The following is a 19,838-nucleotide window of genomic DNA, read 5'->3' on the forward strand; positions in this document are numbered from 1 at the left end:
TCTTCTGGGGAATCCATCCCCTAGAGTGTCTCAGTAGCCGATTTTCCACGGACTGTGCATAACCCTGTGGATTCGGTTGGAATCCACCCTTGGTTCGGACTTTTCGGCTGCCGGCAATTCAGGCACACAAGGACCAGAGGAACCAATTGATGACGGTAGACGAGACCAACCACGCCAATACTGTCGGAAGTTCCTGGCGCCGGGTCCTGAGCCTGCTCGAACAGGACGAGCGGGTCAGCCCGCGGCAGCGCGGTTTCGTCATCCTTGCCCAGGCCCAGGGCCTCATCGGTTCCACCCTCCTGGTGGCCGTCCCCAACGAACTGACCCGCGAAGTCCTCCAGACCCAGGTCAAGGATGCCCTGGACGATGCCCTGCGGAGCGTCTTCTCGGATGACGTCCGCTGCGCGATCGACGTCGACACCGAGCTGGTGCCTGTCCACGAAGAGCAGGCTCCCGCCGTCGAGCTTTCCGCCGGAGCGGACGATGCCGTGGAACTGCGGCCGCAGCCCACCCCGCCCAGCACCTCCCACGAATTCGGCCGCCTAAACCCGAAGTATGTCTTCGACACATTCGTGATCGGCTCCTCCAACCGCTTCGCCCACGCGGCCGCCGTCGCCGTCGCCGAAGCGCCGGCCAAGGCTTACAACCCGCTGTTCATCTACGGCGACTCGGGGCTGGGCAAGACGCACCTGCTGCACGCGATCGGCCACTACGCGCGCCGGCTCTATGGTGGGATCCGGGTCCGCTACGTCAACTCCGAAGAGTTCACCAACGACTTCATCAACTCGATCCGCGACGACGAAGGCGCCAGCTTCAAGACCACCTACCGGAACGTGGATGTCCTGCTGATCGACGACATCCAGTTCCTGGCCGGCAAGGACCGGACTCTCGAAGAGTTCTTCCACACCTTCAACGCCCTGCACAACAACAACAAGCAGGTAGTCATCACCTCCGACCTGCCGCCGAAGCAGCTGGCGGGTTTCGAAGACCGCATGAAGTCCCGCTTCGAATGGGGCCTGCTCACCGACATCCAGCCGCCGGAACTCGAAACGCGTATCGCGATCCTCCGGAAGAAGGCGCAGAGCGAAGGCCTGTCTGCACCGGATGACGCCCTGGAGTACATTGCCTCCAAGATTTCGAGCAACATCCGCGAACTCGAAGGCGCCCTGATCCGCGTCACCGCATTTGCCAGCCTCAACCGCCAGCCGGTGGATGTGGCCCTCGCCGAGATGGTCCTGAAGGACCTGATCACCGACGATGGCGCCCAGGAGATCACCGCGGACCAGATCCTGAAGCAGACGGCCGACTACTTCAAGCTCAGCATGGAGGAACTCTGCAGCAAGTCGCGGACCCGGACCCTGGTGACCGCGCGCCAGATTGCGATGTACCTGTGCCGCGAGCTGACGGACATGTCCCTGCCCAAGATCGGACAGGAGCTAGGCGGCCGCGACCACACCACCGTGATCCACGCCGACCGCAAGATCCGCGAACTCATGGCCGAACGCCGGGTCATCTACAACCAGGTCACGGAACTGACCAACCGCATCAAGCAGCAGCAGCGCGATTCCTGAGCCAGCTGCACGAGCACTACATACCTTATTAACAGGTGCATGTGGATAAGCCTGTGGACAGTTAAGGGGAGAACCGCAGTTAATGGGCTTAAAACCCTTAAGGCGCCTGTGGATCGTTAAAAACCGCCCTGGGGGTTGTCCACGTCCACACCCTGTTTAAAACCCAGGCTGCCCACATGCCGTGAACAGGCGTTAACCGCGGATCACTGCGGCGAGGGGCGGTTATCCACAGTTTCCACAAGGGTTATTAACACTACTAATCCCAAGAAATCCAGATCCCTCAAACAACAATCTCCTTCCGACCGGCCCACCCCGCAGATCGAGGCGGTGCTGCGCACCAGCCGGCACCTTGAGGGATGGGTTAAAGCCCGGACTTCCGGCTAAGCTGTCAGCATCGTGTCCCTCCGGGCCGGATTTCTTGTCATTCACGGTGGCCACACCGGGCAGGCAGCGGTCCCCAGGGGCCAATGGCGGCTCTCCGGAGCTTCCACCAAGAGCATTGGCAGCAGCGATCGCGTATGCGACAGCAATGAAAGGCGGCACCCTTCCGTGAAGTTCAGAGTCGACCGGGATGTCCTGGCAGAAGCCGTCACGTGGACAGCCCGATCCTTGTCTCCGCGGCCGCCCGTTCCCGTTCTCTCCGGCCTCCTGCTCAAAGCCGAAGCCGGCACCGTTAGCCTCTCGAGCTTCGACTACGAAACCTCGGCACGGCTTGAAATTCCTGCGGACATCACCACCGAAGGAACCATCCTGGTGTCCGGCCGCCTCCTGGCGGACATTTGCCGCAGCCTGCCTTCGGCACCAGTCGACGTCGAAACCGACGGCAGCAAGGTGACCCTGAGCTGCCGCCGAAGCAGCTTCCATCTTGCGACGATGCCCGAGTCCGAGTACCCGCCGCTTCCGGCGCTGCCCGCCGTCAGCGGCACCCTGCCTGGGGACGCTTTCGCCCAGGCCGTGTCCCAGGTGATCATCGCGGCCAGCAAGGACGACACACTGCCGATCCTCACCGGCGTCCGGATGGAGATCGAAGACGATCTGATCACCCTCTTGGCCACCGACCGCTACCGGCTGGCCATGCGCGAAGTGCCATGGAAACCTGTCACGCCCGGCCTTTCCACGAGCGCCCTCGTGAAATCCAAGACACTCAACGAAGTCGCCAAGACCCTAGGCGGCAGCGGCGACATCAACCTGGCCCTGGCCGACGACGACAGCCGCCTGATCGGTTTCGAAAGCGGAGGCCGCACCACCACCTCGTTGCTGGTGGATGGCGATTACCCGAAGATCCGCTCCCTGTTCCCGGAATCCACGCCGATCCATGCAACCGTGCAGACCCAGGAACTCATCGAGGCCGTCCGCCGCGTGTCCCTCGTGGCCGAACGCAACACTCCGGTTCGCCTGGCCTTCACCCCTGGCCAGCTCAGCCTGGATGCCGGCACTGGCGAAGACGCCCAGGCCTCCGAAGAGCTCGAAGCCCAGCTCACCGGCGAAGAGATCACCGTGGCCTTCAACCCGCATTACTTGATCGAGGGACTTAGCGTGATCGAAAGCAAGTTCGTGCGCTTCTCGTTCACCAGTGCGCCCAAGCCGGCCATGATCACCGCCCAGGCCGAGGCCGACGGCGATGACCAGGACGACTACCGCTACCTGGTGATGCCGGTCCGCCTGCCCAACTAGGCCGCGGTTTGCGCAGTTCCGCCACCACATCGCAGAAGAGAGTTCACACCGTGCACATCGGATTGATCGGCCTTGGAAAAATGGGTTTCAACATGCGCGAACGCATGCGGAATGGTGGAATCCAGGTCACCGGCTACGACCGGAACCCCGACGTCACGGATGTCGCCACGGTCGATGAGCTGCTTGCCGCCCTTCCCAGCCCGCGGATCGTCTGGGTCATGGTTCCGGCCGGTGACATCACCGACGCCGTGGTAACCGAGCTCGGCGAGAAGCTCAGCAGCGGCGATATGGTGATCGACGGCGGCAACTCCCGGTTCACCGAGGACCAGAAACATGCGGAATACCTTGCCTCCAAGGACATCCGTTTCGCGGACTGCGGCGTATCGGGCGGTGTCTGGGGCCTGCAGAACGGTTACGGCCTCATGGCCGGCGGTTCGGCTGAAGACATCGAACTCGCCATGCCGGTCTTCGACGCTCTCCGTCCTGAAGGCGATCGGGCCGACAGCTTCGTGCACGTCGGCGGCGTCGGTGCAGGCCACTACGCCAAGATGGTGCACAACGGCATCGAGTACGGGCTGATGCAGGCGTACGCCGAAGGCTACGAACTGCTCGCAGCCAAGGACATCGTCAAGGACCTGCCCGGCACTTTCCGCGCCTGGCAGAAGGGCACCGTGGTGCGCTCCTGGCTGCTGGACCTCATGGTGAAGGCCCTTGACGAGGATCCGGGCTTGGCCTCGATCGATGACTACGTGGAGGACTCCGGCGAAGGCCGTTGGACCGTGGAGGAAGCCATCGCCAACGCGGTTCCTGCCCCGGCCATCACCGCAGCGCTTTTTGCGCGCTTTGCTTCACGGGAAGAATCCTCCCCGGCCATGAAGATGGTGTCCGCCTTGCGTCACCAGTTCGGCGGGCACGCAACCCGTCCGTCCAGCTAAGCGGCCGGAGGCCGGCAGGACGCGTGTATCTCGAACACCTTTCGCTCAGCGATTTCCGCAGCTATGCCCAGGTTGACCTGAAGCTCGGCCCGGGAGTGACCGTCCTGGTCGGCTCCAACGGGATCGGCAAGACCAACCTCATGGAGGCGATCGGCTACCTCGCCACCCTGGGTTCGCACCGGGTCAGCACCGACGCCCCACTGATCCGTTTTGGAAGCGAACGCGCCATGATCCGGGCGAAGCTCGTGCGCGGGACCCAGGCCACCGTCGTCGAACTCGAAATCAACGCCGGGCGGGCCAACCGGGGGCGGATCAACCGCGGAAATCCCGTGCGTGCACGGGACATCCTGGGCATCTGCCAGACGGTCCTGTTCGCTCCGGAGGACCTGGCCCTGGTGAAGGGCGATCCGTCCAACCGGCGCCGTTTCCTAGACGAAATGCTCGTCAGCCTCCTTCCTGCGCATGCAGCCACCCGCGCCGATTACGACCGTGTGCTCAAGCAGCGGAACGCCCTGCTGAAGTCCGCCCGCGCCGGCCGCTTCACCGCCGGGCATGAGGCGACCCTCGACGTCTGGGATCAGCACATGGCCCGGGCCGGCGCCGAACTCCTGCACGCCCGCCTTGAGCTGGTGGAACGGCTCCGTCCGCATCTGCAGCGAGCATATGCCCAGCTCACGGACGGGTCGAAGGACGCAAACGCGCTGTACCGCTCGACGCTCCAGGGAGTACTGGACGACGACGGCGGCCCCGCCGAAGGAGCGGCCGGGGCCGGCGTCGGGGTGGAGGAGTTGCGGCAGCTGAGCGTCGAACAGCTCAGCGAGCGGTACGTGCATGCTTTCGCGGCGGCGCGCCGCAAGGAGCTCGAGCGCGGCATCTCGCTGGTGGGCCCGCACCGGGACGAGCTTGAGCTGCTGCTCGGCGAGGCTCCGGCGAAAGGCTATGCCTCGCACGGTGAAACCTGGTCGATGTGCCTGGCGCTCCGCCTCGCGTCCTACTATGTGATGCTCGATGACGCCCTGACCGGCGGATCGGCCCCGATCCTCATCCTGGATGACGTTTTCGCGGAGCTGGACGTACAAAGGCGGCGTAAACTTGCCGCAATAGTCGCCGGTGCCGAACAGGTATTGGTGACGGCCGCCGTCGACGCAGATATCCCCGAAGAGCTGGCCGGACGGCGGGTGAAGGTTGTCCCCGGAGGCATAGATGGTGAAGGATGACGGCGGACTGCAGCCGGGCCGCGAGCCGGACCGGATCGACGCCGCCCAGGCTGCCCTGAACCGGATGCGCGAGGCCGCTGCGGCCCGCGGCGAAGTGCGCCGTGCCGCCCCCGGGAAAGCCGCGCCAAAGCGGAAAGGGCTGCGGGATACCCGCGGCTTCAGCCAATTCCATGGCAACGGCCGGGACCCCCTGGGCCTGGGCAAGGTGGTCGGTCGCCTGGTGGCCGAGCGCGGCTGGACTTCCCCGGTGGCCGTGGGATCTGTCATGGCGGAATGGGATGCCCTGGTGGGCCCGGAAATCTCCGCCCACTGCACCCCGGAAAGCTTCACTGACACCACTTTGCATGTGCGCTGCGATTCCACGGCCTGGGCCACGCAGCTGCGGCTGCTGAATTCGAGCCTGCTGGAACTGTTCCGCAAGGAACTTGGAGAAGGCGTGGTGACAGCGATCCATGTCCTTGCCCCGACGGCGCCGAACTGGCGAAAAGGCGGCCGTAGCGTCAACGGCCGGGGCCCGCGGGACACCTACGGCTGAGCGATTTTCCGCTCTCCGCGGACACTTCCCGAAAATCGCGCACAGCGGCCGGGAACGCACCACGGCCGTATAGCTCCCCGACTGGTGCCGTTTTGGGCGGTTCCAGACGGGGTTAGCGGCCTGTCAGGGGCACGTTTATGCCGAACCGCCCCGGGCAAATCGGGCTTGGAGGCCTCGACACGATAGAATCGTGGATAGACAACTGGGCGCCGGCGAACAGTTGATTGGCCCCGCAGCAATGCATGTGAGCTGCGGATCCGCCAGTCAAGGGGTCGCCGGCGTTATCAGTGGCGTCCCTGTTGGCGGCCGCTGCATTCCTGTGGAGGGTCCTTCCCGGACCTGCTCGCTTGCGTGCGGTGACGGCCGGCGACCATCGAACACAGAGGAGTCGAAAGCGCCTGTGGCTAACGACAATGCAGAGATTTTGGCAGTTGACCCCGCGGAGGACATTGCCAGCATTCCGGATGCGTCCGCCGGTGCCCGGGAATACGGCGCCAGTGACATCACCGTGCTTGAAGGCCTCGAAGCAGTGCGCAAGCGTCCCGGCATGTACATCGGTTCCACCGGTCCCCGTGGCCTTCATCACCTGGTCTACGAGGTGGTGGACAACTCCGTCGATGAAGCGTTGGCCGGTTACTGCAGCCATATCGAAGTAACCCTCCAGGCCGACGGCGGCGTCAAGGTCGTCGACGACGGCCGCGGCATCCCGGTCGACATGCACCCCACCGAGGGCAAGCCCACCGTCGAGGTGGTCATGACCATCCTGCACGCCGGCGGCAAGTTCGGCGGCGGCGGCTACGCGGTGTCCGGCGGCCTGCACGGCGTCGGCATCTCGGTAGTGAACGCGCTCTCGCGCCGGGTTGACACCGAAGTCCGGCGGCAGGGCCACGTTTGGCGGATGTCCTTCGCCGACGGCGGCAAGCCGCAAGGCGAATTGGTCATGGGTGAGGCCACGGGCCAGACGGGTACCTCGCAGACGTTCTACCCCGACGGCAGCATCTTCGAAACCACCGAGTTCGATTTCGAGACCCTCCGCGCCCGCTTCCAGCAGATGGCCTTCCTCAACAAGGGCCTGCGGATCACGCTCACGGATGAGCGCCCGGTCAAGCGCGCCGACGGCGAGGACCTGGACCTGGACGCGGTTTCCACCGAAGGCGAAGTCCCTGCCGAACACCGCACCGTGGTGTACCAGTACGATGAGGGCCTGCTGGACTACGTCAAGCACCTGAACTCGAGCAAGAAGGTCGACATCGTCCATGAGGACGTCATCGCCTTCGAAACCGAGGACACGGAGCGGCACATCGCCGTCGAGGTCGCCATGCAGTGGACCACCGCGTACTCCGAGAGCGTCCACACCTACGCGAACACCATCAACACCCACGAAGGCGGCACCCACGAAGAGGGTTTCCGCGCGGCGATGACGTCACTGATCAACCGCTACGCGCGGGAAAAGTCCATCATCAAGGAGAAGGACGACAACCTCACGGGTGACGACATCCGTGAAGGCCTGACCGCCGTCATCTCCGTCAAGCTTTCCGAGCCGCAGTTCGAAGGCCAGACCAAGACCAAGCTCGGCAACTCCGAGGTCAAGGGCTTTGTGCAGCGCGTGGTCACGGACCAGTTGGGCGACTGGCTGGAACGCAACCCCGGCCCCGCCCGCGACGTCATCCGCAAGGCCATCCAGGCCGCCCAGGCCCGGATGGCTGCACGCAAGGCCCGCGACAACGCCCGCCGCAAGAGCCCGCTGGAATCCTTCGGCATGCCGGGAAAACTGTCGGACTGCTCCTCGAAGGACCCCTCGCGCTGCGAGGTGTACATCGTGGAAGGTGACTCCGCAGGCGGTTCAGCCAAACGAGGCCGGAACCCGGAGACCCAGGCCATCCTGCCCCTGCGCGGCAAGATCCTTAACGTGGAGCGCGCCCGCCTGGACAAAGCCCTGGGGAACAACGAAGTCCAGTCCATGATCACCGCCTTCGGCACCGGCATCGGCGAGGATTTCGACATCTCCAAGCTGCGGTACCACAAGATCGTGCTCATGGCCGATGCCGATGTGGACGGCCAGCACATCACCACCCTGCTGATGACCCTGCTGTTCCGCTACATGCGCCCGCTCATCGAGAACGGCTACGTGTACCTGGCCCAGCCGCCGCTCTACCGCATCAAGTGGTCCAACGCGAACCACGACTACGTCTACAGCGACCGTGAGCGCGATGAAACCATCCGCAAGGGCACCGCGATGAACAAGCGCCTGCCCAAGGACAACGGCATCCAGCGCTACAAGGGCCTCGGCGAAATGGACTACACGGAACTGTGGGACACCACGATGGACCCGGACCGTCGCACGCTCCTGCAGGTCACCATGGAGAACGCCGCGGCCGCGGACGAGATCTTCTCCGTATTGATGGGCGAGGACGTCGAGTCGCGCAGGAACTTCATCCAGCAGAACGCCAAGGACGTCAGGTTCCTGGATATCTAAAGGGGCTTTTCAGCCCGCTTAGATTCTTGAACTGACATATACCTGAAACGGAATACATACTATGAGTGACGAAACCCCCGAGGTACCCGAGGAACAGGACACCCCGGAAACCGTTCTTGAAGGCGACGTGCTGGTTGACCGCATCGAACAGGTGGACCTGCAGACCGAAATGCAACGGTCCTACCTGGACTACGCCATGGCCGTCATCGTCGGCCGCGCCCTCCCCGACGTCCGGGACGGCCTGAAGCCGGTCCACCGCCGCGTGTTGTACGCGATGTTCGACGGCGGCTACCGCCCGGACCGTTCCTTCAACAAATGCGCCCGCGTGGTGGGCGACGTCATGGGTACCTACCACCCGCACGGCGACATGGCGATCTACGATGCCCTGGTCCGGCTGATCCAGGACTGGACCATGCGCTACCCGCTGGCGCTCGGGCAGGGCAACTTCGGCTCGCCCGGCAACGACGGCGCTGCAGCTCCCCGATACACAGAAACCAAGATGGCCCAGCTGGCCATGGAAATGGTTCGGGACATCGACGAGGAAACCGTCGACTTCCAGGACAACTACGACGGCAAGAACCAGGAACCCACCATCCTGCCGGCGCGCTTCCCGAACCTGCTGGTCAACGGCTCCTCCGGTATCGCCGTAGGTATGGCCACCAACATCCCGCCGCATAACCTCCGCGAAGTCGCAGAAGGCGTGCAGTGGGCGCTGGACAACCCGACCGCCACCCGCGAGGAACTCCTCGAAGCACTGCTGCTACGCATCAAGGGCCCTGATTTCCCCACCGGCGCAACCATCCTCGGCCACAAGGGCATCGAAGAGGCCTACCGCACCGGCCGCGGCTCCATCACCATGCGTGCCGTGGTCAACGTCGAGGAAATCCAGGGCCGCACCTGCCTGGTGGTCACCGAACTGCCGTACCAGGCCAACCCGGACAACCTGGCCATCAAGATCGCCGAACTGGTCAAGGACGGCAAGATCCAGGGCATCGCGGACCTCCGCGATGAAACCTCGGGCCGCACCGGCCAGCGCCTGGTGATCGTGCTGAAGCGCGACGCCGTGGCCAAGGTGGTGCTGAACAACCTCTACAAGCACACCCAGCTGCAGGACAACTTCTCCGCGAACATGCTGGCCATCGTCGACGGCGTCCCGCGCACCCTGAGCCTGGATGCCTTCATCCGGCACTGGGTGGCCCACCAGATGGACGTCATCGCACGCCGGACCCGGTACCGCCTGCGCAAGGCCGAGGAAGAAGCACACATCCTGCGTGCCCTCCTCAAGGCGCTGGACATGCTGGACGAAGTCATTGCCCTCATCCGTGCGTCCAACACCACCGAAGCCGCTCGCGACGGGCTCATGGAACTGCTGGACATCGACGAGCTGCAGGCCCGGGCCATCCTCGACATGCAGCTCCGCCGCCTGGCAGCCCTGGAACGCCAGAAGATCCAGGACCGCCACTCCGAACTCGAAGCCCTGATCGCCGAATACAACGCGATCCTGGCCTCCGAGCAGCGGCAGCGCGAAATCATCAGCACCGAGCTCGCCGAAATCGTGGCCAAGCACGGCGACGACCGCCGCACGCACATCCTCATGGGCTTCGACGGCGATATGTCGATGGAAGACCTGATTCCCGAAGAGGAAGTGGTGGTCACCATCACCCGGGGCGGCTACGTCAAGCGCACCCGCAGCGACAACTACCGCTCCCAGCAGCGCGGCGGCAAGGGCGTCAAGGGCGCCCAGCTGCGCGGCGACGACGTCGTGGAACACTTCTTCGTCACCACCACCCACCACTGGCTGCTCTTCTTCACCAACCTCGGCAGGGTATACCGGGCCAAGGCCTACGAGCTTGCCGAAGCCGGCCGCGACGCCAAGGGCCAGCATGTGGCCAACCTGCTGGCGTTCCAGCCCGACGAGCACATTGCCCAGGTCCTGGACCTGCGCGATTACGCTCAGGCTCCCTACTTGGTGCTCGCCACCAAGAGCGGCCTGGTCAAGAAGACGCGCCTGGAGGACTACGACACCAACCGCAGCGCCGGCGTCATCGCCATCAACCTGCGCGACGAGGACGAACTGGTCTCGGCACAGCTGGTGTCCGAAACCGACGACCTCCTCCTGGTGTCCCGCAAGGGCCAGTCCATCCGCTTCACCGCCACGGACGAGGCGCTCCGCCCGATGGGACGCGCCACCTCCGGCGTGACCGGCATGAAGTTCCGCGAAGACGACGAACTGCTGGCCGCGGACGTCGTCAAGGACGGTTCCTACGTCTTCGTGGTGACCGAAGGCGGATACGCCAAGCGGACCGCCGTCGAGGAATACCGTCTGCAGGGCCGTGGCGGCCTCGGCATCAAGGTGGCCAAACTGGCCGAAGAGCGGGGTGACCTGGTCGGCGCGCTCATCGTCCAGGACGAGGATGAAGTCCTGGTGGTGATGGAAGGCGGCAAGGTTGTCCGTTCCGCCGTCGCCGGTGTCCCTGCGAAGGGTCGCGATACGATGGGCGTCATCTTTGCCAAGCCGGACAAGAACGACCGCATCATCGAGGTGGCCCGCAACAGCGAACGCGGCCTCGAAGGTGAAGAGACGGATGAAGAACAGCAGCCCGGAGCCGTGGATAACGTAACCTTGGCTGCAGACGGCGGCGCCGGCCAGGCGGCCGCATCCAACGCCGGGACACCCGAAGCGGACAGCAGCCAGGATCCCGGTACCGAGCTGAACGAAGACAACACCGGAGGAACGAATGAGTAATCCTGACTCGTATCCCAAGCCGAACACAGACGTCCCCGGCGGACTTCGTCAGCCTTCCGGCACCCCGCAGGCAGGCGCCGCTGCTGGTTCCCGTCCGCCGGTCCCGGCGGGCGCTCCGGCTTCGGCCCAGCGCCCGGCAGGACCCGCGGCTTCCACGCAGCGACCCGCCCCGCAGGGCCAGCGTCCTGCGGCTCCGGGATCGCGGTCCCAGGCCGCCCGTCCCGCAGCTCCCGGCCAGGGTCCGGGTGCCCCCGGACTCGTGAAACCCGCTCCGAAGGCCAAGGTCCGCCGCGCACGCCTGCTGGTGAGCAAGGTGGACCCCTGGTCTGTACTCAAGATGGCCTTCCTGCTCTCCGTGGCCCTCGGAATTGTCACCGTAGTGGCAGCCATGGTGCTCTGGACGGTCCTGGACCTCACCGGGATCTTCGACCAGGTGGACAGCCTCCTCGGCACCCTCGCAGGTTCCGAAGGGGGCGGCTTCGAGCTGAAGAAGGTCGCTTCCCTGGGCCAGGTGCTGTCCTTCGCCACCATCATTTCCGTGGTCAACGTGGTCCTGCTGACCGCCCTGTCCATGCTGAGCGCCGTGCTTTATAACATTTCGGCAACGCTCGTCGGCGGTATTGGCGTCACGCTCACCGACGACTAGCAAAATCCCCGGAAATCCGCGGAATTTCGACGGAAAAGCGGGGCCGAATGCCTCGATTTGAGATCGGGCCGGGATGTGCTGTAGAGTCATATCTCGGCCCGATGAGGCATCGGGGCGTATAGCTCAGGCGGTTAGAGCGCTTCGCTGATAACGAAGAGGTCCCAGGTTCAAGTCCTGGTACGCCCACGGAACCTGCACGGTTCCACGGTAAAGGTCCGCAAGGACCGGAACGGGGTGCATGTGAAGAAGTTGCTGATTGTGGCAGCTGCGATCGCAGGCGTCCTGCTCTACCGGAAGGTGCAGGAGTCCGAAGCCCGGAAGACGGTCTGGAGCCAGGCAACCGATACGGTTGATTAGCCAGGATCGGCGGAACGGAGCTGGTGAAAGCCAGTGCAAGTTCTGCGGTAGTATTGATGGGTTGCTTCTTATGGGGGCATGGCGCAATTGGTAGCGCACCTGCTTTGCAAGCAGGGGGTTCGGGGTTCGAGTCCCCGTGCCTCCACCATAGAAAAGAGTCCCGGTCAGGAATGACCGGGACTCTTTCGTTTTCCCAAAAACACGACATGACGCCGCACAAGCGGCGACGGCGGACACCCGGTCACCGCCGCTTCCGGTACGGGCCGCCGGGCAGCGCAGTTCGCTGGCGTTTACTGGCCGCCGCGGCGGACGCTCTGGCTGGAGCTCGCGGTGTGGATGGCGCGCAGCAGCTTGGCCGGGAAGTACACCGAGAAGAAGACGACCCATGGGAGCCTTCAAGGCCATCTTCTTGACGTTGTGCGCCTTGTAGGTCCGGTCGAAGCGCGTCACGTAGTAGCGGTAGTCCCGCGGTGAATCCTCAAGCCGGCGGGCCGACATGCCGGACACCATCTGCGGCCAGTACTGGATCCGCAGCTCGTGCTCGGCCAGATGCAGTGAGAGGTCGATGTCCTCGTGCATCTCATCCTTTTCGTCCAGGCAGGCTTCGTCGCGGATGGTTTCCCAGGCAGTGCGGCGCAGCGCCATGTTGGATCCGAAGAGGAAGTGGTACTGGTGCTTGGCCAGGCGGAGCATGAGTTGGCGCATCTTGTCGTCGGCCTTGAGCCCGAAGCGGCGCATGGGCATGTCGTAGTACACCACCGGGCCGGTGGCGGCCTGGACATCCGGGTCCATGAAGGCGTTCTGGACTTGTTCCACCCAGTCGGGTTCCAGCACTGAGTCAGCGTCGATGCGCCCCAGGACGTCGCCCGTGGCATGGTTGAGCCCGAAGTTGCGGGTGGGGATGAGGCCCTGTGCCTGGTCCTGGCTCAGCAGGAGGATCGGACTTTCAGGGTATTCCTGCTGCATCTGGGCCACGATCAGGGCTGTGCGGTCGGTGGACATGTTGTCCACGACGATGATCTCGGCCGCGGGAACCGACTGGTAAATGGCGGCGATGAGGCACTGTCTGATGACGCTTTCCTCGTTGTACGCCGGGATGACGATGGAGACTTCCGGCCTGGGTGCGTCAGAAGGTGCGGGTTCTTCGGGCGATCTATCGGCTGACATCCAGATAAATCTAACACCAGCTTTCCCGCCCGCGAGGGAGCTGCCGGTGACGTGTGGACAAACGATGAGGGGACCCCGCCACGCGGAGTCCCCTCATTGGAAGGTTGGTCCGGGGTCAGCCCTCGGACTTGCTGCTGTCCTTGTCTTCATCCTTGTGCAGGCTTGCGGCGATGTTCTTCACCGCGGTCTTGGCATCGGTGGCCACCTTGGCGGCGGTTTCCTTCGCTTCCTCCACAACTTCGGCCGCCTTGTCCGCGACCTCCTCAGCGGCTTCCTTGACGGTCTCCGTGACGGTGTCCTTGACCGATCCGGCGGCCTCCCCCTCTGCCTTGACCGCGTCCGGCGTCGGGAACGGAATCGGGGAAGAGTTCGGCGCAGGCGTCACGGGAACCGGGGTCTTCCACGGGTCCTCAACCGGCTTGGACGCCTTCCAGGCGGCAACACCTGCAGCCACGGCCGCAGCGATCACCGTGACGATCAGGAGGCCGCGCTTCTTGGGTTTCTCCTTGCGTCCGAGCTCGGCGGCGACCGCCTTGCCCGTTTCTTCGGCAACCGTCTTGAACTGGGCTCCGGCGGCCTGTGCCTGGTCCTGGAGGTTGTGGACGACGCCGGAATCCACCAGTTTCTGGGCGACGGCGTCAACCTGGGCGGGCGCATTTTCGAGGACATGGTGCACGGCGGTGGACGCCTGGCCAAGCTGCTCGGACAGTTTCGGCAGGTACTCCTCCACCACTTTGTCGCGGGCGACGCCGAGGGCGGGGGTTGCCTTGTTCAAGGCTTCCTGGATCTTCGGCGAGGCGTCCTCGACGGCGTCGTGGATCTTCGGGGCGAGGTTCGCCAGGCCCTCCTGGAGCTTCGGGGTAACGGTTGCGACGCCGTCGGCCAGGTTGTGTGCGGCCGACTTAAGCCCTTCCTGGATCTTCGGCGAGGCGGTATCGATTCCATGCTGGATGCGGGGAACTGCCCAGTTCACGGCAGCTTCGACGCGTGGTGCAGCCCAGTCTTTGGCGGTATCTACTCCTGCTGCCACAGAGTGCTCAAGGTCGCGGGCAATCCGGTCTGATTTCTTCACAACTACCTCCCGATACACATGCTCGTTTGTTGTTAGCCTACGTCGCCAGACGTGCACCGGCTATTCATCCGAGGTAATCCGGGAGATTTCACCGAGCGCGGAACCGGCTTTCGGGCCCCTGCCGCGTTGACCGTGCATGAAAGAATGGGGGCCATGACCATTGCAACCGCAAAAGCAACCATCCACACCAGCCTCGGCGACATCGTGGTGAACCTCTTCGGCAACCACGCGCCCAAGACAGTGGCCAACTTCGTCGGCCTCGCCACCGGTGAGAAGTCCTGGACCCACCCGGAGACCGGCGAAGACAAGACCGGCACCCCGCTGTACGACGGCACCATCTTCCACCGCATCATCAAGGACTTCATGATCCAGGGTGGCGACCCGCTGGGCCGCGGCGTCGGCGGTCCTGGCTACAAGTTCGACGACGAGATCCACCCGGAACTGAACTTCAACACGCCGTACAAGCTGGCAATGGCCAACGCCGGCATCCAGATGGGCAAGGGCACTAACGGCTCCCAGTTCTTCATCACCACCGTCAACACCGACTGGCTGTTCGGCAAGCACTCCATCTTCGGTGAAGTCGCCGACGACGAGTCCAAGAAGGTCGTCGACTCCATCGAGGCCGTCCGCACCGGCATGGGCGACCGCCCTGTCGAAGACGTCGTCATCAACAGCATCGACGTCGTCCAGCTCTGATTCCCGGAGCCTGAACAGCACATGAGCTTTGGATACCCGGCGGCCGGGCCGTCAGCAGGCGTTCCGGTATGCCCCCGGCATCCCGACCGGCCCTCCTATGTGCGGTGCCAGCGTTGCGGGCGCCCGGCGTGCCCGGAATGCCAGCGGGCGGCCGCCGTCGGGTTCCAATGCATTGACTGCGTCAACGAACTGAAGCGTTCGACGCCGTCAGTACGTTCCGTCTATGGCGGCACCGCCGTTGCGGGCCGGCCGGTGGCGACGCTCGCGCTGATCGCCGCATGCGTCCTGGTCTACGTCCTGCAGTGGATCGTTCCCGGGGACGCTATTTTCCAGAACTTCGCCTTCGCGTCCGTTTTCGCAGATCCGCAGTACGGCCAGTTTGAGCCCTGGCGCATGCTCACCGCCGCTTTCCTTCATTCACAAGGCTTCGTGCTCCACATCGCGCTCAACATGTACACCTTGTGGATCTTCGGCCAGGCCTTGGAGCCCCTGCTCGGGCGGGCGCGCTTCCTTGCCATTTACCTGTTGTCCGCGATCGGCGGCTCGGCAGGCTACTTCCTTCTCACCCCGTTGCTTCCTGTCACCGCAGTGGTGGGCGCCTCCGGTGCAATCTTCGGCTTGTTCGGCGCCTTGCTGGTGATCCAGCGGCACCGCGGCGGCGACACCACGCAATTGTGGATCCTCATCGCCATCAACGGGGTCATCGGTTTCATGGTCGCGGGCATCGCCTGGCAGGCACACCTCGGTGGGTTCATCACCGGGGCCCTCGGCGCCGCCGCTGTCGCATATGCTCCCCGCGGACCACGCCGCGTCCTTTTCCAGGCCGGCGGTCTCGCCGTCGTCGCGCTGCTGCTTGTCCTTGTCACAGTCTTCCGCACGGCGTCCGTCTAAGGGCGGCTGACTTTTCCACCTCTCCTGTGGGCCCAGAGCCTCGCGGAGCAAACTGGCAAGATGCCGTTCATTGATCTCCCCCTTACTGAACTGGAGCGGGACTCCACCGAACGGAGTGACGTTGAGCGTTCCGGGTAAACCTGCCGAGACTTTCCACAGCCGTTATCCACACTGTGTGTAACTTACAGCTGTGTAGTTCATTCGACGCCTCCCTTGTCCGCGCCGCTACCGGGGGCACAGCAGACGAAATACCCAAATCCATCCACAGCTGTGGATAACTTTGCTACACAGTCTTGTGGTTATGTGGACAAATCGGCCACGCGTTCGGACGATGTGGAAAAGTCCTTGGAGAACCGCAATCCGCCGCCCTCGGCTGGCGATATCAACAGGCTTTTCAACACTGTTAATAACTCACACCGTTGTAGTTCTAGCCCTTAAATCACGCCGAAAAGCCCTGCAATCCGCGGGTTTCCGGAGGAGGTAACCACAGCTTTTCCCCAGTTGTGGATAACTTGTGGGAAGCGGCCTGTTGTTAAGTGCGTAACTTCCGGCCTGGAGTCATGCCGGCCCCGGAACGCCGCGCGCTGTCTAATGCGTGCGCCGTGCCTCGTCCACGGAGGTGAAGTTCTCCATCCCGATGCCATGAACATTTGGTGAAGCCCCGGCCACGATCCACAGCCTTGTTCACATGGGGAAAACGTGGCAAGCGAGAGCGGTCCTTCGAACACCCCGGAAAACCGGGCTTCCGGGGCTGTTGGAGCTGCTTTCCACATCATCTTTCCACAGCTGTGGATAAAGTTGCCCACTTTTGTGGACAGCCGGGGACGGCGGTTTCAGTCCCAGATGCCGGAGCTCCCGCGGCGGTGGCTGCCCACAAGATGAGTGTCGATCATGCCGATGGCTTCCATCAGCGCGTACATGGTGGTGGGGCCGACGAAAGCGAAACCTTTCTTACGCAGCGCTTTGGACAGGGCGACTGACTCCGGTGACTGGGTGGCAAGGTCCGCGACAGTTGCGGGCGCCGGCGTTGCCTCCGGTCGGAAAGACCACACAAAGTTCACCAGCCCGCCGTCGGACCGCAGGGCGAGGGTGGCATTGGCGTTGGTGATCGCCGCCCGGATCTTCAAGCGGTTCCGCACGATCCCGGCATCCAGCATGAGTCGCTCCACGTCGGCCTCGCCGAAGCGAGCCACCTTCTCCGGGTCGAAGTCCAGGAATGCCGCACGGAACGCCTCCCGTTTGCGCAGGATGGTGGCCCAGGACAAACCGGCCTGGAAGCCTTCGAGGCTGATGCGTTCGTACAGGCCGTGTTCATCCAGGACCGGCATGCCCCACTCGGTGTCGTAGTACTCCCGAAGCAAAGGATCGGTGGCTGCCCAGGGCGGACGTGCCAGGCCGTCTTCGCCGAGGATGGTGCCTGCCGGTGTCATGGGTGCCTCCAAAGGACGTTCAAAGCTGCTGTGGACATTGTGCGCCCTGGCTGCGACATTGCTACGACATCCCGGTGACGCGCATGGTGATGTTGATCCGGCCGCGCTCCAGCCCGCAGTCCTGCGGGGCTGTGCCCGGGTGTACCTTGACCACCCCGTGGTAGGCGAAACGGGACGCTCCGCCGAAAACGAAGAGGTCCCCGGAACGCAGGACCACGTCCGTGTACGGCTTGCCGCGGCCTTCGGTATTGCCGAAACGGAATACGCAGCTGTCGCCGATGCTCAGGGAGACCACGGGTGCCGGGGAGCGCTCGTCCTTGTCCTGGTGCATGCCCATTCTGGCCGCATCATCGTAGTAGTTCACCAACGCCGTGTCCGGCGTGTAACCAGCCGCCGTTTCCGGCAGCGAGCCGGCCGCAGCAAGGGCCTTGCGGCCAAGCCTGACCATCCAATCCGGGAAATCCAGCACCCGGCGGCCGTTGACGTCCAACGCTTCCCGCGTGTACCGGTAGGGCTGCCAGTGCCACCCGAGGCAGACAGTCCGGACGGACATCGGATGCCCGCCGGGCAGCACGGCAGCCCTCGGTGGCACTGGACCCGCTGCCCATTCGCCGAAGCGGGCCGCGATCCAGCGCTGCTGCTCCGTGCTCAGCCAGCCCGGCACATGGACGGCGCCTTCCGCTATCCCCTGGGGGCCGGCGTCGGGCAGGGAAAGCAGCTCCGGCGGGAACAACGGTTCGGTCATGCGGCCTCCAGCGCCAGCAGGGTCCGCTTGGCCTCCGGCCCGCCAAGATACCCGCCGAAGGAGCCATCCGAGCGCACCACCCGGTGACAGGGAACGACGACGGGCAGCGGGTTCCGTGCGCAGGCGGAGCCGACGGCGCGGACCGCTTTCGGGCTGCCCGCCGCCTTCGCCACCTGGGCGTAGCTTTCGGTGCTGCCGTAGGCGATGTGCGGAAGGTGCTCCAGCACGCTCAGCCGGAAGCCGCGGCTCAGCGCGAAATCCAGCGGGATGTCGAAACTGCGACGGGCGCCGGCGAAGTACTCGTCGAGCTGGCGGGCCGCGCCGTCCAGGCGGGACGGCGCCTCCAGGATCCGCGGACCCAGCTTGTCGGCCAGAGCCTGCAGCACGGCGTCGTGGTCCTCCAGGGCGAAAGCGACGCGCACCAGGCCGCGTTCCGTGGCGGCCAGCAAGAGCCTGCCGAGCGGGGAATCGACGGTGCGGTAGGAAACGTCGATGAGCTGCCGGTCCGCGGCGGCAGCCGCGAGGCGGGCGTGCAGGCGCTCGAGCTTGCCGGGAGCTGGCTCCCCCAGGCCGGGCAGGAATCCGTCCGGCAGCAGCGCTTCGTTGTCCATCTGCTCGATGTTCATCGGCTTGTTCCTTTCGAAGCCGGGCTGGACGTGTCTGCGAGGGCGGCACGCAGGGCCTTGACGCCGTCGGCGCCGGCGCGCCGCGCGGCCTCGGGGGTAACCCCCAGCAGCTCGGAAACGTCTTTGTACGGCAGTCCCGCAAGGTAGTGGTAAGCCACGGCCTGGCGCTGTTTCGGCGGAAGCTGCCCGACGGCGTCGAGCACCTCCGGGTGTCCCCCGCCCGGAATGCCGAGCGGGGATTCACGGGGCGGGAGATCGTCCATGGGCAGGGCCTGCCGCTGCCGGGTGCGGAGGATGTCGATGGCCTTGCGGTGGGCGATGGTGATGAGCCAGGCCTGCACCCTGGCGTCCTCCGGCAGATCCGGGTATGCCTTCAGGGCGGACAGGAACGTCTCGGACCAGGCGTCTTCGGCATCGTGGGCACCGAGCACGGCATGGCAGACCCGCAACACCACGGCCCCGTGGACGCTGACGATCCTCTCAAAGGGCGGCTTGCCCATCAGAAGAGCTTGCTTTCCTTCACGGTGGCGGGCTCCTCGAGCTCGAGCAGGAAGCGCTTGTTCGCGAGGCCGCCGGCGTAACCGGTGAGGCGGCCGTCGCTGCCGACCACACGGTGACAGGGAATGACGATGCTTAGCGGGTTCCGGCCCACCGCCGATCCCACGGCCTGGGCAAGGTTGGGGTCGCCGAGTTCGGCGGCGAGGGCTCCGTAGCTGACGGTTTCCCCGTAGGGAATGTGTTCAAGCCGGGCCCAGACGCGTTCCTGGAAGTCGTTGCCCTGGGCCTGGTACTCGAGCTCGAAGGCCGTCCGTTCCCCGCGCAGGTATTCACGAAGCTGAGCCACGGCCGGGGCGAAGACCCGATCCGAGGGGGCCGCACGTTCGCCGAAGAATTCCTTGGGAGGCATATGCCAGTGGCCCTCGTAGAAGATCCCGCTGAGCACCCCGTCCCGGGACGTCAACGTCAGGGCCCCGAGCGGGGACTCGATGATGGTGTGCCTGTTGCTCATATCAAGTAGACGCTGCAGGCGGGCGGAATGTGAGGCCGGTTTCCG

The 19,838-nt window shown here is 64.5% G+C and carries 17 protein-coding genes, 2 tRNA genes and 1 pseudogene; 13 read left to right on the top strand and 7 right to left on the bottom strand.

The window, feature by feature from the left end; all coding sequences use genetic code 11:
* Nucleotides 1–149 precede the first annotated feature (149 nt).
* From dnaA to ACZ9CK_RS18550, 11 genes are all read left to right on the top strand, one after another.
* The gene (gene dnaA, locus ACZ9CK_RS18500) at nucleotides 150–1,571 is read left to right on the top strand and encodes a chromosomal replication initiator protein DnaA (RefSeq protein ID WP_426301139.1); all 1,422 of its coding nucleotides are present in this window, start codon (nucleotides 150–152) and stop codon (nucleotides 1,569–1,571) included.
* 549 nt (nucleotides 1,572–2,120) lie between these two features.
* Nucleotides 2,121–3,245: a DNA polymerase III subunit beta gene (gene dnaN, locus ACZ9CK_RS18505; RefSeq protein ID WP_476050729.1), complete on the top strand. Its 1,125-nt coding sequence runs from the start codon at nucleotides 2,121–2,123 to the stop codon at nucleotides 3,243–3,245.
* Nucleotides 3,246–3,253: 8 nt separating this feature from the next.
* A complete protein-coding gene (gene gnd / locus ACZ9CK_RS18510) occupies nucleotides 3,254–4,180 on the top strand; it encodes a phosphogluconate dehydrogenase (NAD(+)-dependent, decarboxylating) (protein ID WP_476050730.1) in 927 nt (308 codons plus the stop codon).
* Between the two features lie 23 nt (nucleotides 4,181–4,203).
* Complete coding sequence (gene recF, locus ACZ9CK_RS18515; RefSeq protein WP_476050731.1) at nucleotides 4,204–5,397, top strand: DNA replication/repair protein RecF; 1,194 nt, start codon at nucleotides 4,204–4,206, stop codon at nucleotides 5,395–5,397.
* Nucleotides 5,384–5,932, top strand: a complete 549-nt coding sequence (locus ACZ9CK_RS18520) for a DciA family protein (RefSeq protein WP_426301147.1) — start codon at nucleotides 5,384–5,386, stop codon at nucleotides 5,930–5,932. The genes recF and ACZ9CK_RS18520 overlap by 14 nt, the downstream gene beginning before the upstream one ends.
* A gap of 400 nt (nucleotides 5,933–6,332) precedes the next feature.
* Nucleotides 6,333–8,408, top strand: a complete 2,076-nt coding sequence (gyrB, locus tag ACZ9CK_RS18525) for a DNA topoisomerase (ATP-hydrolyzing) subunit B (protein ID WP_426301149.1) — start codon at nucleotides 6,333–6,335, stop codon at nucleotides 8,406–8,408.
* A 61-nt stretch (nucleotides 8,409–8,469) separates the two neighbouring features.
* A complete protein-coding gene (gene gyrA / locus ACZ9CK_RS18530) occupies nucleotides 8,470–11,154 on the top strand; it encodes a DNA gyrase subunit A (protein WP_426301151.1) in 2,685 nt (894 codons plus the stop codon).
* On the top strand, nucleotides 11,147–11,800 hold the full coding sequence (locus tag ACZ9CK_RS18535; protein ID WP_476050732.1) for a DUF3566 domain-containing protein: 654 nt from the start codon (nucleotides 11,147–11,149) through the stop codon (nucleotides 11,798–11,800). Before gyrA ends, ACZ9CK_RS18535 begins: the two co-directional genes overlap by 8 nt.
* A gap of 112 nt (nucleotides 11,801–11,912) precedes the next feature.
* Nucleotides 11,913–11,986: transfer RNA gene (locus ACZ9CK_RS18540), tRNA-Ile, on the top strand.
* A 48-nt stretch (nucleotides 11,987–12,034) separates the two neighbouring features.
* Nucleotides 12,035–12,157, top strand: coding sequence for a DLW-39 family protein (locus ACZ9CK_RS18545; protein ID WP_245413114.1), 123 nt, complete (start codon nucleotides 12,035–12,037; stop codon nucleotides 12,155–12,157).
* Nucleotides 12,158–12,229: 72 nt separating this feature from the next.
* A tRNA-Ala gene (locus ACZ9CK_RS18550) sits at nucleotides 12,230–12,305 on the top strand.
* Nucleotides 12,306–12,447: 142 nt separating this feature from the next.
* Here the strand turns inward: ACZ9CK_RS18550 and ACZ9CK_RS18555 are convergent.
* Both ACZ9CK_RS18555 and ACZ9CK_RS18560 read right to left on the bottom strand, forming a co-directional pair.
* A pseudogene (locus tag ACZ9CK_RS18555) lies at nucleotides 12,448–13,324 on the bottom strand (glycosyltransferase family 2 protein).
* A 115-nt stretch (nucleotides 13,325–13,439) separates the two neighbouring features.
* On the bottom strand, nucleotides 13,440–14,396 hold the full coding sequence (locus ACZ9CK_RS18560; RefSeq protein WP_476050733.1) for a hypothetical protein: 957 nt from the start codon (nucleotides 14,394–14,396) through the stop codon (nucleotides 13,440–13,442).
* Nucleotides 14,397–14,549: 153 nt separating this feature from the next.
* Here ACZ9CK_RS18560 and ACZ9CK_RS18565 point away from each other — a divergent pair, with 153 nt between their 5' ends.
* Nucleotides 14,550–15,092: a peptidylprolyl isomerase gene (locus ACZ9CK_RS18565; protein WP_426301159.1), complete on the top strand. Its 543-nt coding sequence runs from the start codon at nucleotides 14,550–14,552 to the stop codon at nucleotides 15,090–15,092.
* A 21-nt stretch (nucleotides 15,093–15,113) separates the two neighbouring features.
* On the top strand, nucleotides 15,114–15,983 hold the full coding sequence (locus ACZ9CK_RS18570) for a rhomboid family intramembrane serine protease (RefSeq protein ID WP_476050734.1): 870 nt from the start codon (nucleotides 15,114–15,116) through the stop codon (nucleotides 15,981–15,983).
* An 833-nt stretch (nucleotides 15,984–16,816) separates the two neighbouring features.
* Here ACZ9CK_RS18570 and ACZ9CK_RS18575 read toward each other — a convergent pair.
* The 5 genes from ACZ9CK_RS18575 to ACZ9CK_RS18595 all read right to left on the bottom strand — a co-directional run bounded on the left by ACZ9CK_RS18575 (nucleotide 16,817) and on the right by ACZ9CK_RS18595 (nucleotide 19,793).
* On the bottom strand, nucleotides 16,817–17,413 hold the full coding sequence (locus ACZ9CK_RS18575; protein WP_426301163.1) for a DNA-3-methyladenine glycosylase I: 597 nt from the start codon (nucleotides 17,411–17,413) through the stop codon (nucleotides 16,817–16,819).
* A 61-nt stretch (nucleotides 17,414–17,474) separates the two neighbouring features.
* Nucleotides 17,475–18,158: an alpha-ketoglutarate-dependent dioxygenase AlkB family protein gene (locus tag ACZ9CK_RS18580; protein ID WP_476050735.1), complete on the bottom strand. Its 684-nt coding sequence runs from the start codon at nucleotides 18,156–18,158 to the stop codon at nucleotides 17,475–17,477.
* A complete protein-coding gene (locus ACZ9CK_RS18585; protein WP_426301167.1) occupies nucleotides 18,155–18,784 on the bottom strand; it encodes a methylated-DNA--[protein]-cysteine S-methyltransferase in 630 nt (209 codons plus the stop codon). The genes ACZ9CK_RS18580 and ACZ9CK_RS18585 overlap by 4 nt, the downstream gene beginning before the upstream one ends.
* On the bottom strand, nucleotides 18,781–19,284 hold the full coding sequence (locus tag ACZ9CK_RS18590; RefSeq protein WP_476050736.1) for an RNA polymerase sigma factor: 504 nt from the start codon (nucleotides 19,282–19,284) through the stop codon (nucleotides 18,781–18,783). Before ACZ9CK_RS18590 ends, ACZ9CK_RS18585 begins: the two co-directional genes overlap by 4 nt.
* A complete protein-coding gene (locus tag ACZ9CK_RS18595; protein ID WP_476050737.1) occupies nucleotides 19,284–19,793 on the bottom strand; it encodes a methylated-DNA--[protein]-cysteine S-methyltransferase in 510 nt (169 codons plus the stop codon). The genes ACZ9CK_RS18590 and ACZ9CK_RS18595 overlap by 1 nt, the downstream gene beginning before the upstream one ends.
* Between the last annotated feature and the right edge of the window lie 45 nt (nucleotides 19,794–19,838).

This window comes from Arthrobacter sp. TE26545 (assembly GCF_056279005.1).